Annotated in this window: 11 protein-coding genes and 1 pseudogene; 5 read left to right on the forward strand and 7 right to left on the reverse strand. The window is 72.8% G+C overall.

What is annotated here, in order from left to right; all coding sequences use genetic code 11:
- The coding region (locus SSNG_RS19745) for a hypothetical protein (protein WP_128637047.1) at positions 1-1,249 on the forward strand (1,249 nt) is incomplete at its 5' end.
- Positions 1,250-1,270: 21 nt separating this feature from the next.
- On the opposite strand, the gene SSNG_RS19750 is transcribed toward SSNG_RS19745, so the two are convergent.
- Entirely contained in the window at positions 1,271-2,557 is a 1,287-nt protein-coding gene (locus SSNG_RS19750) for an ABC transporter substrate-binding protein (protein WP_347232456.1), read from the reverse strand.
- A 325-nt stretch (positions 2,558-2,882) separates the two neighbouring features.
- Here SSNG_RS19750 and SSNG_RS19755 point away from each other — a divergent pair, with 325 nt between their 5' ends.
- The gene (locus SSNG_RS19755) at positions 2,883-3,329 is read left to right on the forward strand and encodes a hypothetical protein (RefSeq protein ID WP_050779675.1); all 447 of its coding nucleotides are present in this window, start codon (positions 2,883-2,885) and stop codon (positions 3,327-3,329) included.
- A gap of 14 nt (positions 3,330-3,343) precedes the next feature.
- On the forward strand, positions 3,344-4,231 hold the full coding sequence (purU, locus tag SSNG_RS19760; RefSeq protein ID WP_007265649.1) for a formyltetrahydrofolate deformylase: 888 nt from the start codon (positions 3,344-3,346) through the stop codon (positions 4,229-4,231).
- 10 nt (positions 4,232-4,241) lie between these two features.
- On the opposite strand, the gene SSNG_RS19765 is transcribed toward purU, so the two are convergent.
- Both SSNG_RS19765 and SSNG_RS19770 read right to left on the reverse strand, forming a co-directional pair.
- A complete protein-coding gene (locus SSNG_RS19765) occupies positions 4,242-5,210 on the reverse strand; it encodes an Imm49 family immunity protein (RefSeq protein ID WP_007265650.1) in 969 nt (322 codons plus the stop codon).
- A gap of 119 nt (positions 5,211-5,329) precedes the next feature.
- Positions 5,330-5,845 (reverse strand): EF-hand domain-containing protein, encoded by a 516-nt coding sequence (locus SSNG_RS19770; protein WP_007265651.1) that lies wholly within the window; start codon positions 5,843-5,845, stop codon positions 5,330-5,332.
- A 291-nt stretch (positions 5,846-6,136) separates the two neighbouring features.
- Between SSNG_RS19770 and SSNG_RS19775 the strand changes: the two genes are divergently transcribed.
- Together SSNG_RS19775 and SSNG_RS19780 are read left to right on the forward strand one after the other, a co-directional pair.
- Positions 6,137-6,715, forward strand: coding sequence for a sigma-70 family RNA polymerase sigma factor (locus SSNG_RS19775; protein ID WP_007265652.1), 579 nt, complete (start codon positions 6,137-6,139; stop codon positions 6,713-6,715).
- Positions 6,712-7,901, forward strand: a pseudogene (locus SSNG_RS19780) (zf-HC2 domain-containing protein). Before SSNG_RS19775 ends, SSNG_RS19780 begins: the two are co-directional and overlap by 4 nt.
- Positions 7,902-7,974: 73 nt before the next feature.
- Here the strand turns inward: SSNG_RS19780 and SSNG_RS44885 are convergent.
- The 4 genes from SSNG_RS44885 to SSNG_RS19800 all read right to left on the reverse strand — a co-directional run bounded on the left by SSNG_RS44885 (position 7,975) and on the right by SSNG_RS19800 (position 13,331).
- Positions 7,975-9,282 carry a transglycosylase family protein gene (locus tag SSNG_RS44885; RefSeq protein WP_007265654.1) on the reverse strand — a complete coding sequence of 436 codons (1,308 nt, stop codon included), beginning with the start codon at positions 9,280-9,282 and terminating at the stop codon, positions 7,975-7,977.
- An 83-nt stretch (positions 9,283-9,365) separates the two neighbouring features.
- Positions 9,366-10,820, reverse strand: coding sequence for a CHAP domain-containing protein (locus SSNG_RS38025; RefSeq protein WP_128637049.1), 1,455 nt, complete (start codon positions 10,818-10,820; stop codon positions 9,366-9,368).
- A 204-nt stretch (positions 10,821-11,024) separates the two neighbouring features.
- The gene (locus SSNG_RS19795; RefSeq protein WP_007265656.1) at positions 11,025-11,318 is read right to left on the reverse strand and encodes a hypothetical protein; all 294 of its coding nucleotides are present in this window, start codon (positions 11,316-11,318) and stop codon (positions 11,025-11,027) included.
- A gap of 294 nt (positions 11,319-11,612) precedes the next feature.
- The gene (locus SSNG_RS19800; RefSeq protein WP_007265658.1) at positions 11,613-13,331 is read right to left on the reverse strand and encodes an AMP-binding protein; all 1,719 of its coding nucleotides are present in this window, start codon (positions 13,329-13,331) and stop codon (positions 11,613-11,615) included.
- Positions 13,332-13,385 lie beyond the last annotated feature (54 nt).

A 13,385-nucleotide genomic window follows, 5' to 3' on the forward strand; every position in this document is an offset into this window, starting at 1 on the left:
GACGCAGTACATCCCGCCGGTGCAGGCGGCGCCCCACGAGCAGGCGACCCAGTACATTCCCCCGGTCCAAGCGGATCCGGGGGCGCTCCACGAGCAGGCGACGCAGTACATCCCGCCGGTGCAGGCGGCGCCCCACGAGCAGGCGACCCAGTACGTTCCCCCGGTCCAGGCGGGTCCGGGTGCGCCGCACGAGCAGGCGACCCAGTACATCCCGCCCGTCCCGGCGGCGGGCGCCGGTGATGCGGCGACGCAGTACATCCCGCCCGTCCCGGCCGCCGGGCTGCACGAGCAGGCCACGCAGCACATCGCGCAGGTCCCGGCCGCCGCCGACGAAGCGGCGACGCAGTACATCCCGCCCGTCCCCGCCGGAGCGGCCCCCGCGGCCCCCGCAGCCCCCGCCGAGGAGTTCGACGCGCTGTTCCGCGCCGACGGGGACGCCGGTGCCGCCGGGCACACCCAGCAGCTGCCGCCGGTGCGGGACCCGGGACCGCGCCGGACCCCGCCGCCCGGACCGCCGCCGCAGCAGCAGCCGCCGCAGCAGCAGTACGCGCCCCCGCCGCCGCCGCCCGCGCCCGCGCGCCGGATCCCGCCGGCCGTCATCGCGGCGGCGGTGTTCGGGCTGGTCGTGGCCGGGCTCGGGGTGGGCGCCCTGCTCAGCGACGGCAAGGCCCAGAACACCGACCCGGGCGCGGTGGCCCCCGCCGCCAGCGGATCCGCGAACTCCGGCGCGGCTCCGGGCGAGGAGGCGGTGGACCCGGCGCGCCCGCAGGCCGTCCAGCTCGACAAGCTGCTGGAGGACGCCAGCGACAGCCGGACCACGGTGATCAAGGCCGTGGACGACATCAAGGACTGCCGGAACCTGACGCAGGCGGCCCAGGACCTGCGCGAGGCCGCGCAGCAGCGCGAGGGGCTGGTCACCCGGCTCCAGGAGCTCAAGATCGACCTGCTCCCGAACCACGCCCGTCTCTCGGCGAGCCTGACCAAGGCGTGGAAGGCCTCGGCGGACGCCGACAACAGCTACGCGGACTGGGCGGACGACGTCGCCCGCGACAAGGGCGGCTGCGGCAACGGCAAGGACGCCAAGGACGACAAGGACGCCAAGGACGGCAAGGCCAAGGTGACGGACGACGCGCAGGACGGCAACAAGTCCAGCGCCGAGGCCACCAAGGCCAAGGAGTCGGCGGCGACCATGTGGAACACGATCGCCGCCAAGTACGGCCTCACCAAGCGGGACAAGTCCCAGCTGTGACGGACGGCCGCCCCGCCCGGGTCAGGCCGAGCGGGGGGCCTGTTCCAGGGTCGGGGTCATGTCGAGGTTCTGCTCGCCGAGCTGGGCGACCAGGCGGCCCGACTGGACGGTCTGGAAGCTGACCCGGCCGTTGACCAGGCGCGGGAACCCGGCGACGGCGCGCATGTCCTGGTAGCGCCAGCTCAGCTCGGGGGTGAGGTTGCCGGTCTGGACGCCCGGGGACTGGTTGAGGGCCCGGGTGAGCTTGCGGGCGGTGATGTCCTCGTTGCTCTTGAACCGCTGGACGATCTGGTTGAGGACGTTGTACGCGATCCAGGTGGTCTGGGCGCCGCTGTCGTCGGGGTCCACGGTGTCGTCGCCGAAGGCCTGCTCGGAGATGACCTTGCGCATCGGCGCCCACAGGGGGTCGGTGGAGACGGGGTACCAGCTGGTGACGTAGGCGCCCTCGAAGGGGCTCTCCTTGCCGCCGGTGCGGTCCACCAGGGCCTGGCTGATGCTGCCGAGGACGGAGGAGATCTGCGTCTTGTGCTGGGTGTCGACGCGCCGGAAGGCGTCGAAGAAGATCTCGGTGCGCTCGCCGAGGACGGCCGTCACGCAGCTCTTGTCCTTGGCGGTGTCGGCGGCCGGGGCCTTCGCGGGCTTGGGCTCCTTGGGGTCCTTGGACGGGGCGGCGGACGCGGACGCGGAGGGGGCGGAGGGGGCGGAGGGTGAGGCCGGGCTCGTGGCCGGTGTCGTGGAGGGTGTGGCGGCCGGGGTCGACGGGGTGCCGGTCAGGGCCTCGCGGGCCTGCGGCTTGAAGTCGGCGGAGTCCTCGGCGGCCCGGATGTCGTCGGCCTCGGGCATGCCGTTGGCCTTGAGCCCCGCGTTCAGCAGGACCGGCATGGTGTCGCCCGCGAGGGTGTCCGGGCGGACCAGGGAGACCTGGGAGCAGGCTTTGCCGAGCTGGTGGCCGGCTCCGGCGAGCAGCGCGGGTTGGCCGCCGTTGACCGGGAAGGACAGGGTGCTCTGGAACTCCTCGGCGGAGACCCCGTAGCCGCCGATGAACGGGATGCCCTCGGCCTCCAGCGGGGCCATGAAGGCGCGGCCGTGCTGGCTGTAGGAGCCGACGACGGCGACGGCCTTCTCGGTGATGGCCTTGCGGGCGCAGTCGGCGGCGCCGGTGGCGGTGTTCTTCTCGTTGCAGGTGAGCACGCGCAGCTTGCGGCCCTTTATGCCGCCGTTGGCGTTCACCCACCGCTCGTAGGCCTTGGCCATTCCCGGCATTCCGGCCATGTTGGTCGCTTTTGTTCCGATGGGTGCGAAGGTCATGACCGTGAGGGAGTCCCCGGAGCCCCCCGTGGCACCGGGGACCACCCCGCACGCTGTGGTGAGACACGCGCCCGTCACCGTGGCAATCAGCAGGCGGGAGAGGGGAGTTGCGCGTCGGTGATTGGTCATGTCCACCGACCCTTCCGCCCCGTGGGTAACTCGGCGATGAGATGGACACAACAAAGGGTGACGCCGAGGTGAATTGCGGGGGTGCGGTCACGCACAGGTGCTTCAAGATCGCACTACTCGGGAACGTACGATCGAAAGCGTGACATTCGCCCAAGGTTCGAAGAACTCTTCCCGCCGCGGCGGCCGCTCCTCCACCATGGGCGGCATGCCCCTCAACGACATGCCGTGGTGGCGCTGGCGCAGCAACGTGCGCTCGGCGCTGCACATGCTTTCCGACCCGCTGTTCCAGGAGGAGGTCTGGGGCGCGGGCGCCGAAGGGTACGGCGACGTCACCGACGCCGTGTACCGGCTCGTCGAGGACACCTGGCTCGACAGCTGGTCCGCCGACAAGTACGTCGGCACGATCTTCCGCGACGCGCAGGAGGCGGCCCTGGTCGACCACGCCGTCCTGCGGGTGCTGCGGATCCTGCACCAGGTCGGTCCCGACGCGCACGTCTCCGCGTACCTCGGCCACCAGGACTGGCCCGAGGCGGTCCGGGCGGCGCGCGAGGCGCACGTACGGATGTCGACGGCGGACGGGGAGGACCCGGACGACCGGCCGACCTCCGTCGACGTGCTGAAAACGCTGACCCGCGTGGTGTGAAAGGCTGTGCCGTCATGAGCGCAGACCCACAGTCCCAGGCCACGCCCCAGGCCCAGGCCCAGTACGTCCTGACCGTCTCCTGCCCCGACAAGCAGGGCATCGTGCACGCCGTGTCGAGCTACCTCTTCATGACCGGCTGCAACATCGTGGACAGTCAGCAGTTCGGAGACCGGGAGACCGGGCTCTTCTTCATGCGGGTGCACTTCGAGGCCGAGCCCGCCGTGACGGTGGAGAAGCTGCGCGCCAGCTTCGCCGCGATCGGCGACTCCTTCCGCATGGACTGGCAGATCCACCGCTCCGACGAGCGGATGCGGATCGTGCTGATGGTGTCGAAGTTCGGGCACTGCCTGAACGACCTGCTGTTCCGCTCCCGGATCGGTGCGCTGCCGGTGGAGATCGCGGCGGTGGTCTCGAACCACACCGACTTCGCCGAGCTGGTCGGCTCGTACGACATCCCCTTCGTGCACATCCCGGTCACCAAGGACACCAAGGCGGACGCCGAGGCGCGGCTCCTGGAGCTGGTGCGCGAGCAGAACGTCGAGCTGGTGGTGCTCGCCCGCTACATGCAGGTGCTGTCGGACACCCTGTGCAAGGAGCTGAGCGGGCGGATCATCAACATCCACCACTCCTTCCTGCCGAGCTTCAAGGGCGCGAAGCCGTACCACCAGGCGCACGCGCGCGGTGTGAAGCTGATCGGTGCCACCGCCCACTACGTGACGGCCGACCTCGACGAGGGCCCGATCATCGAGCAGGAGGTCGAGCGGGTCGGCCACGAGGTCACCCCCGACCAGCTGGTCGCCATCGGCCGCGACGTGGAGTGCCAGGCGCTGGCGCGGGCCGTGAAGTGGCACAGCGAGCACCGGGTCCTGCTGAACGGCTCCCGGACCGTCGTCTTCGCGTAGCCCCGGGCGGCTAACTCGCGACCCAGCCGCCCAGCCCGTTCACCTGGGTGCGGCCGGCCAGGGCCATCGCGTCGGTGAAGCCGAGCAGTTCGGGCGGCAGGTAGCCGGAGCGGACGCCGAGCTCCCACTGGTGCGTCTGGACCGCGAGGGCGGCCAGGGCCAGCGGACCCAGCGGCAGCAGGGTCCGGGGCGCGGGGTCGGCCTCGGCCCGGGCGCTCTCGCGGTGGGCGGTGAGCCGGTCCGCGAGGGCCGTCTCGAAGGCCGCCCGGTCGTCGTCGAGGAGGACGCGCAGCAGCCGCTGGTCCGCGGTCAGCGGGCCGGCGGCGTCCAGGGCGGCGGCCGCCGCGGCGCGCGTGGCGGCGTCCGGCTTGCACAGGGGGACGGTCGGCCAGCCGCTGGGCAGGTGGCTGGTGCTCTCGGTGAGGTAGCCGCACAGGGCGTCCATCGCGGCGAGGTCCCCGGGCTCCGAGTGGGAGGTGTGGCGCGAGTACGGCACCCCGTCGCGGACGGCGGGGGCGTAGTCGTCGCGCAGCAGCAGGCCGGTGACCTTCTTCCAGTCCCACACCAGGCCGCTGACCACGCTGGTCTCGAAGGCGTCGAGCCAGGTCCGGGCGGTGGGCGCGGTGGTGGCGGCGCCGCGGAAGTCGAGGTCCTCGCTGCTGAGCGTCTCGCCGATCAGCGGGAGCGGCACCTCCTGGTCGCCGTCCGGGAAGCAGCCGACGCTCAGGGCGCCCAGGGCGCACTGCGCGGCGGTGTGCAGCGCCGTGCGGGCCTCCTCGCCGAGCCGTCCGCCCTCGGTGGTGCGGGCGGCGACGTGGTCGAGGATCTCCTCGGCCAGCCCCTGCAGCCGCTCGGGGGACGGGTCGGTTTCCAGGCGGCCGTGGCGCATCAGGGTCCGCAGGACGATGTCCTGGAGGGCCCCGGCCGTCCGCTCCCCGCCCACCGAGTGCCGTTCCACTTCCCGTACGTCGTCCTGCATGCCGAGCCGCCTCCCGTGATCGTTCCGGCTGGTGGCGGCACGCTATCAGCGCGCTCGGACAGTGCCCGGGGGGACGGCCCCGGGCGGCTGTCGGGAGGCTGCCGGGAGGCTGCCGGGGCTCAGGCGTCGGGGTCGACGCCGCAGTAGCCGGCGAAGGCCTTGAGGATCTCGTCCTCCGAGATGCGGCCGTCGCCGTCCGCGTCCAGGGCCGCCGCGACATGGGTGGCCAGGGCGGGATCGGTGCCGAGGACGCGCAGCACGCGGGCCGCCGCCGCGGGGCTCGCGCCGGTGCCGTCCCCGTCCGCGACGGCGATCACGGCGTGCAGGAACGGCCGGGCGATCTCCGCGAACCGCTCCGGGTTGTCCCGCAGCCGCTTCGCCGCGCCGGTGACGAACTCCTCGCGCGAGACGCGCTGGTTGCCGTTCACGTCGGCGATCCCGGCCATTCCCTGCCAGAACGCCTCGGCGCCGTTGAAGACGGCCTGGCCCTTCTCCGAGCGTGCGGCCGTACCGAATTCGGCCAGCACGGCCTTCGCCGCCGTGCTGAAGTCCTCCCGGTCGATATAGCCGGACCCGTCCTGGTCGAAGGTGGCGAATCGGGCGGCGATCTTGCGCTCGTACTCTGCGCTGTCCATGTTCGGCGTTCCGCCTTCACGTGTGCGTTGGGGCTGTGGTCGGGGTTCAGATCAAGACAGGCAGGAGCGTAAGGCCTACGTGGCCTGCGCGTTAAGCGAAGCGGTCAAGGAGGTGGCCGCATCGAACCCGCGCACGGGGAGCGCGCCGGGGCGCGTACGCCTGTGCCCACGCGCCGACCGGGATGCGGCCTAGCACGGCGGTCCCGCTCACGGGGGGAGGTTCTCGCAAAACCGGCGCGTTCCCTCCGTTGCCCACTACATTTGACGGGTCGACACACGGTTGGAGGCACGATGGCGAAGGACGTTCCACCGCGTTGGGACCGTCGCATGCAGCAGCGCCTCGCCCGCGGGGAGGCCGCGGCGCTGGGGGAGCTCTACGACCGCTTCGCCTCGCTGGTCCACAGCCTGGCCCACCGGGTCCTCGGTGACGAGAAGGCCGCGGACCGGATCACCCGCGAGGTCTTCGGCTACATCTGGGAGAACCCGGACGCCTACGACCCCAAGCAGGGCTCCATGCGCTCCTGGGTCGCCCGGATCACCCAGGGCCAGGCCGTCGCCCGGCTGCGCCAGGCCGAACTGGGCCGCGGCTCGCGCGAGGAACTGGAGCAGAAGGTGCGCAGCGCCAACGCGGCGGCCCGCGCGGACTACATCGTCACCTCTATGCCCGCGCCGTTGCGGGCCGCGCTGGAGCTGGCGTACTTCAAGCGCCGCGACTACCGCCAGGCCGCCGCCGACCTCCAGATCAGCGAGGACGAGGCACGGCGCAGGCTGCGGCTCGGCCTCCAGCTGCTGTCGACCGCCAACGTCCTCCCCCGGGAGGACACCGCCCCGCCCGGATACGGCCCACGCGGATACGGAACGCCCCGATGACCGGACCCTCCGAAGACACCCCCGACGACGCGTACGAGCAGCGGGCGGGCGGTCGCGCACGGATACCGGGTCCCCGCGCGGCCGGTGACGACCTGCACGCCCCCGAGACCCTGCCGCCCGCACCGCCCTCGCACGCCGTGCTGAAGTCCCTCCTCGGCGCGTGGGCGCTCGCCGCCTGCTCCGCGGAGGAGACCCAGGCCGTCGAGGACCACCTCACCGAGTGCGCGCCCTGCTGCACCCGGAGGAGAGCCTCGACCTCAAGCCGCTGCTGCGTTCGCGGGTGCTGGAGGACTGCCTGGGCAAGCGGCCCGCCCGCATCCCCGTGCCGGTGTGGGCGAACCCGTACGACACCGAGACGGCGCGGCTCGACGCGCTGCTGCGGGACTTCGGCGACTCGGAGTGGCACACCCCGGTGCGGCTGAAGTGGTTCGAGGAGGAACGGCGGCGCACGCACCGCACGACGGTCGCGGGGGTGATCGGTCACCTTCTCACGGTGGACGGGCTGATCGCGACCGCGCTGGGGCTGGACGACCCGCTGGGCCCCAAGGCGCCGCCGGGCGGCGGCCCGGCCGACCGCACCGAGCACTTCTGGAACTCCTCCCCCTACCCGGTCACCCGCAAGGTCCGCGAGCCGTGGCGGGCGCAGGGCCACACGCTGGTCCGCACGGTCTCCTTCGCCGGCCGGGGCGTGGCCGAACTGGCCGTGGACTACGGCGGGTTCGCGCTGCCGCTGGGGGACGCCTTCCTGGAGCGGGCCTTCGAGTGCTGGGTGCACGCCTGGGACATCGCGGAGGCGGTGGACTACCCGTACGAGCCGCCCTCGGGGCCGCACCTGCACCGGATGATCGACCTCGCCGCCCGGCTGCTGCCCGGAGCCCTGGCGGGCCGGCGCCGCTCGGGACTGGCGGCGCCGGCCCGCGGCCTGGTCGCGGCGGGCGCTCCGGGCCGGACCCTGCACCTGGAGATCGAGGGCGCGGGCGGGGGCGGCTGGGACATCGCCCTGGACTCCCCGGCCGCGAAACCGTCGCGGGAGCACACGGTGGCGGAAGTCGCGCTGGACGGCCTGGAGTTCTGCCAGCTGGCCGCCGGGCACATCTCCCCGGAGGAGGCCGCGGTCGGCCAGACCGGCGACCGGGAGGCGATCCGCGACGTGCTCTTCGCGGCGGCGTCGCTGAGCCGGCTGTAGGGCTGAGTCGGCTGTAGGGGCGTGCGCGAGTACGCGGCTCCGGTGGTCCGGAGCCGCGTACGGGGGTGGCTGATCAGTTGCGGGTGGCGAGCATCTGGGCGCTGCCGTCGCCGAGGCCGGCGATGGCGACCTTCTGGGCGCCCATGCCGGTGGCCCACCAGCCCTGCCAGTTGCCGGCTGCGTAGCGGGCGGCGTGGTAGGCCTTGCCGTCGTTGCCGACGGCGAGCATCTGGGTGTCGCCGCTGGGCATTCCGGTGATGGCGAGGCTGGTGGCGGCGAAGCCGGGGGCGCCGCCGTATCCGTCGACCTTGGCCCAGCCCTGGAGGGTGCCGTCGGCGTTGCGGATGTTGTGGTAGACGAGGCCGTCGTTGCCGGTGGCGAGCATCTGGGTGCTGCCGTTGGGGAGGCCGGCGATGGCGATGTTGCCGGCCTGGAAGGTGGCGGCGGTGCCGGTGCCGGGGAGGGCGTTCCAGCCGGTCCAGGTGCCGTCGGTGGCGCGGATGGCGTGGTAGACGTTGCCGTCGTTGCCGATGATGAGGGTCTGGGTGGAGCCGTCGGGCAGGCCGGCGACGGCGATCTTCTTGGCCTGCCAGTTGCCGACGGGGGACCAGCCGGCCCAGGAGCCGCTCTTGAAGCGGGTGTTCTGGTAGATCTTGCCGTCGTTGCCGATCGCCATGACGTTCGAGTCGCCGTTGGACATGCCGGCCATCGCCTGGTCCTTCGCACCGAAGGTCGCCGCGCCGCCGTAGCCGGGCAGGGCCGCCCAGCCGGTCCACTGGCCGTTGGTGTAGCGGGCCGTGTGGTACAGGTTCCCGTCGTTGCCGGTGGCGAGGGTCTGCGTGGAGCCGTCCGGGGTGGCGGCGATGGACTCCTGGGAGGCGTTGAAGAAGGCCGCGCCGCCGAAGCCGTTCAGCGCCTGGAACGGGGTCCAGCTCCCGTCGGTCGCGCGGATCGCGTGGTAGACGTCGCCGGCCTTGCTGACCGGAGCCGGCGGGGTGGTGTCGCCCGGGTACGGGTCCGCGTGGTCCGATCCCAGGTTGGCGGCGGCGCCGCAGCTGCCCCAGGCGCCCGCGCCCTGGCCGGCGAGGATCTTCTCCGCGATCAGGATCTGCTGCTTCTTGGTGGCCTGGTGGGGGTAGGCCGCGTACGCCCGTCCGCCGAAGGCGTCCCAGGTGCTCTTCAGTATCTGGAGGCCGCCGTAGTAGCCGTTGCCGGTGTTGATGCTCCAGTTGTCGGTGCTCTCGCAGTGGGCGACCTTGTCCCAGGTGGCGACCGAGGCGGCCTGGGCGGAGCCGGCTCCGATCGTGGAGAGGGCGACGGCTGCGAGCGCGGTGGCGGTGATGACGGCGAGTCGGGGGCGGGGGGCGGCGGTACGGGACATCGCTGAGGGTCTCTTTCTGGCTTGGCGGGGAAGGGCGGCGCGGGCGGGCCGGCCCACCGGGCGTGGTGGGCCGGCCCGGGTGCTCAGTTGCGGGTGGCGAGCATCTGGGCGCTGCCGTCGCCGAGGCCGGCGATGGCGACCTTCTGGGCGCCCATGCCGGTGGCCCACCAGCCCTGCCAGTTGCCGGCTGCGTAGCGGGCGGCGTGGTAGGCCTTGCCGTCGTTGCCGACGGCGAGCATCTGGGTGTCGCCGCTGGGCATTCCGGTGATGGCGAGGCTGGTGGCGGCGAAGCCGGGGGCGCCGCCGTATCCGTCGACCTTGGCCCAGCCCTGGAGGGTGCCGTCGGCGTTGCGGATGTTGTGGTAGACGAGGCCGTCGTTGCCGGTGGCGAGCATCTGGGTGCTGCCGTTGGGGAGGCCGGCGATGGCGATGTTGCCGGCCTGGAAGGTGGCGGCGGTGCCGGTGCCGGGGAGGGCGTTCCAGCCGGTCCAGGTGCCGTCGGTGGCGCGGATGGCGTGGTAGACGTTGCCGTCGTTGCCGATGATGAGGGTCTGGGTGGAGCCGTCGGGCAGGCCGGCGACGGCGATCTTCTTGGCCTGCCAGTTGCCGACGGGGGACCAGCCGGCCCAGGAGCCGCTCTTGAAGCGGGTGTTCTGGTAGATCTTGCCGTCGTTGCCGATCGCCATGACGTTCGAGTCGCCGTTGGACATGCCCGTCATGGACTGGTCCCTGGCCGCGAAGTCGGCGGCGCCGCCGTAGCCGGCGAGCGGGGCCCAGCCCGTCCAGGTACGGTCCGCGTAACGGGCGGTGTGGTAGAGCTTGCCGTCGTTGCCGGTGGCGAGGGTCTGCGTGGAGCCGTCCGGGGTGGCGGCGATGGACTCCTGGGAGGCGTTGAAGAAGGCCGCGCCGCCGAAGCCGTTCAGCGGTGCGAAGCCCTCCCAGCTGCCGTCGACGAGACGGGTGGCGTGGAAGAGGTCACCGGCCTTGCTGACCGGGGTCGAGGGGGTCTCGGGCAGGCCCGCCGGGCCGATGAAGGCCAGGGCCCGGCCGGCGCCCACGGGGCTGGAGTTGGTCTTCCAGTTGAACCAGGAGCGGAAGCGGACGCCGCCGCTCTCGTTGCCGCCGACCGTCTGGATGTCGTCCCCGTCGACCGCGACGACGATGTTGACGTGGTCGGCCTCGCCGTCGTTCAGGTTGCCGTCCCTGTCGTAGAGGACCGCGTCACCGACCTGCGGGGTGCTGTGCAGCGTCCCCTTGTTCTTGCCGTACTGGTAGATGCTGACGGCCGCCGGGCTGATCCCGGAGGTGTTCGCGCCGGCCTTGTTCCACACCCACTTGGTGAACTCGGCGCACCAGGCGCCGGGGTACTGGCAGTTGTAGTCACCGCAGGTGTTGCCGACCTGGGCACGGGCGATCGTGGCGACCGTCGTCGACTCGGCCTGCGCCGATACCGCGGGCAGGGCCACGGCCAGCAGCGGGGCGGCGACGAAGGAGGTGAGGGCGACGGTGAGCATGCGGGAGGAGCGACGCGCGGTCATGGTGGTGTCTCCAAGAGGACATGGCGGCCCGAGGCGTCAGGGCCGGGGAAGGTCGGGGTGGCCCGCGCAGGTGTGCCGCGGGCGGGCCTGGTCGAGGCCGGAAGGGGTGGGGCGCGCACCGTGGTGCCGGTGGGACGGCTGCCCTGCAGGAACAGCGGTCGGTGAACCGGGTGGCCGGTGGGCCGAAGAAGGTGGTGCGGTGGGTCAGTTGGGGATCAGGGGGCCCATCGAGTAGTGGCGGGCCGCGCCGGTCCCGAGGACGGCGGCGAGCAGTGCGCGGGCCTTGTCATGGGCCTGGGCGTCGTTCTCGGCCCGGACGAACAGGGCCACGCTCATCCCCTCGGGGAGGGGGCGCACCCGTACGTGTTCGAGGGCGTGCTGCGGGCCGGCGTGGGCCCAGAGGGCGTCCTGGAGGAGGCTCGCCCCGCTTTCCGTACCCGGTGCCCCGGTGTGGCTGATCAGGGGCAGTCGGACGAGGAGCACGTCACTCAGTCCCACCCGATGGAGCGGTCCGCGGCGTTGCGGGTCGCGATGGTGCGGAGCGCGGTGAGCTGAGTGGTTCTGGACATGGCGGTGCCCCCTGGCGACGGCTGTTGCGGTGGATCCGGAAGGCGGGTGTCCGGGCTCCGGGGGTGGTCGTCGCCCCCGTGGCCCCGGCTTCGGGTCTTTGTTCCCGCCGCCGTTCCGGTGATCACCATCCTGCTGGTCCGTCAGGGGCCGGGGAAGGCTTTCGGCCCGGCACCAAGCGGCCTGACACCTTGGTGTCAGGCCCCGCTTGGGTCCGGCTCGGTTTCAGCTGTAGCGCTCGCGCAGCCGGTACTTCAGCACCTTGCGCAGGGCGTCGTTGCGGGGCAGCGCGTCGACCAGTTCCAGCTGCTCGGGGAGCTTGTGCGGGGAGAGCCCCTGGGAGCGCAGGTACGCGGTGACCTGGGGCAGGGTGAGGGCGGCGGCGCCGGGCGGCTGCTCGACGACGGCGCAGACGCGTTCGCCGCGTTCCTCGTCGGGCAGGCCGATGACGGCGGCGTCGGCGACGCCGGGGAGCTGGTGGAGGAGGTCCTCGACCTCCTTCGCAGAGATGTTCTCGCCCTTGCGGATGATCACGTCCTTGCTGCGTCCGGTGAGGACCAGGTGGCCGGAGGCGGTGAGGTGGCCGAGGTCGCCGGTGATCAGGTAGCCGTCGGCGTCGAAGGTCTCCTCGGCGGTGTCCGGCCGGTTCAGGTAGCCCTGGCAGACGGCCTCGCCGCGCAGCCGGACCTCGCCGTCGGTGCCGGCGGGCAGGGGGGTGCCGTCGGGGGTGGTGATGCGGATGGACATGCCCTGCGGGGGCCGGCCCTCGGTGGTGGCGAGGTTCTCCGGGGTGTCGTCCGGGGAGCCCATGGTGATCATCGGGACCTCGGTCATGCCGTAGCCGTGGGTGAGCTGGCAGCCCAGCTCGCGCACCACCGCGTGGTAGATCTCCGGGGGCTTGGGGGCGCCGCCGCCGGCCAGCAGCCGCAGGCTCGGCAGGAGCTTCACCGAGGGGTCCTTGCGCTGTTCGGCGAGGAACATCGAGTAGAAGGCGGTGGAGCCGCCGGCGACGGTGACCCCGTGGCGGCGGTAGCCGGCGAGGGCGTCCGGCATCGCGAACTTCTCGAAGAGGACGGCGGGGAACCCGTACAGCAGCAGCATCACCGTGTAGTCCGGGCCGGCTATGTGCGCGTAGGGGAAGGCCATCGAGCCGACGTCGGCGGAGGTCAGGCGCAGGGCGTGGGCGAGGCAGGAGCCGCCGGCGATGAGGGAACGGTCGGTGTGCAGGACGCCCTTGGGGTCGGAGGTGGTGCCGGAGGTCCAGTAGATCCAGCGGACGGAGGTGCCGTCGGCGGGCGGCGGGGGCAGTACGGCCGGGTCGCCGTCGGGGAGGTTCGCGTACGCCTCGAAGACGCCGCGGGCGCCGAGCCGGTGGGCCATGGCGGTGTGGTCGAAGCCGCGCCAGAAGCCGGGTACGGCGAAGAACTCGGCCTTGGACTCGCGCAGCGCGAAGCCGACCTCGCGGTCGCGGTAGAAGGGGATCACCGGGGACTGGACGGCGCCGAGGCGGGCGAGGGCGGCCGACAGCAGCACGGTCTCGATGCGGGTCGGGAGCTGCCAGGCGACGACGGTGCCGGGGCGCACGCCCATGCCGTACAGGCCGGCGGCGACGCGTTCGGCGCGGTCGCGCAGGGCGCCGAAGGTGAGGGTGCGGTCGGCGGTGCCCTGTGCGGTGGCGGCCTGCTCGGCGGTGCCCTGCGCGGTGGCGGGGTGTCCGGCGGTGCCCTGCGCGGTGGCGGGGTGTCCGGCGGTGCCCTGCGCGGTGGCGGGCTGCTCGGCGGCCTCGATGAGGACGGTGGCGGCGGGGGTGAGGGCGGCGCGGCGGGCGATCAGTTCCCAGAGGGTCGCGGACCGGCCGAGGTCGGTGGCGGTGGCCGTGGCGTCGTCCGCCGTTTCCGCCGCCCTTTCCGCCGTCGTCTGCGCCGCCGTTTCCGTGGTCGTCATCGCGGACCTCCCCTGGGCGTGCCGGCCGGACGCCAGCTGACGGTTAGTCAGATC

The sequence above is a fragment of the Streptomyces sp. C genome, assembly GCF_000158895.1.
In the GTDB taxonomy this organism is placed as follows: Bacteria; Actinomycetota; Actinomycetes; order Streptomycetales; family Streptomycetaceae; genus Streptomyces; species Streptomyces racemochromogenes.

Bases quoted from the DNA above. Each gene is read 5' to 3' on its own strand.
- SSNG_RS19750 (WP_347232456.1), bottom strand. From the start codon at position 2,557: ATGACCTTCGCACCCATCGGAACAAAAGCGACCAACATGGCCGGAATG.
- SSNG_RS19755 (WP_050779675.1), top strand. From the start codon at position 2,883: ATGGGCGGCATGCCCCTCAACGACATGCCGTGGTGGCGCTGGCGCAGC.
- purU (WP_007265649.1), top strand. From the start codon at position 3,344: ATGAGCGCAGACCCACAGTCCCAGGCCACGCCCCAGGCCCAGGCCCAG.
- SSNG_RS19765 (WP_007265650.1), bottom strand. From the start codon at position 5,210: ATGCAGGACGACGTACGGGAAGTGGAACGGCACTCGGTGGGCGGGGAG.
- SSNG_RS19770 (WP_007265651.1), bottom strand. From the start codon at position 5,845: ATGGACAGCGCAGAGTACGAGCGCAAGATCGCCGCCCGATTCGCCACC.
- SSNG_RS19775 (WP_007265652.1), top strand. From the start codon at position 6,137: ATGGCGAAGGACGTTCCACCGCGTTGGGACCGTCGCATGCAGCAGCGC.
- SSNG_RS44885 (WP_007265654.1), bottom strand. From the start codon at position 9,282: ATGTCCCGTACCGCCGCCCCCCGCCCCCGACTCGCCGTCATCACCGCC.
- SSNG_RS38025 (WP_128637049.1), bottom strand. From the start codon at position 10,820: ATGACCGCGCGTCGCTCCTCCCGCATGCTCACCGTCGCCCTCACCTCC.
- SSNG_RS19800 (WP_007265658.1), bottom strand. From the start codon at position 13,331: ATGACGACCACGGAAACGGCGGCGCAGACGACGGCGGAAAGGGCGGCG.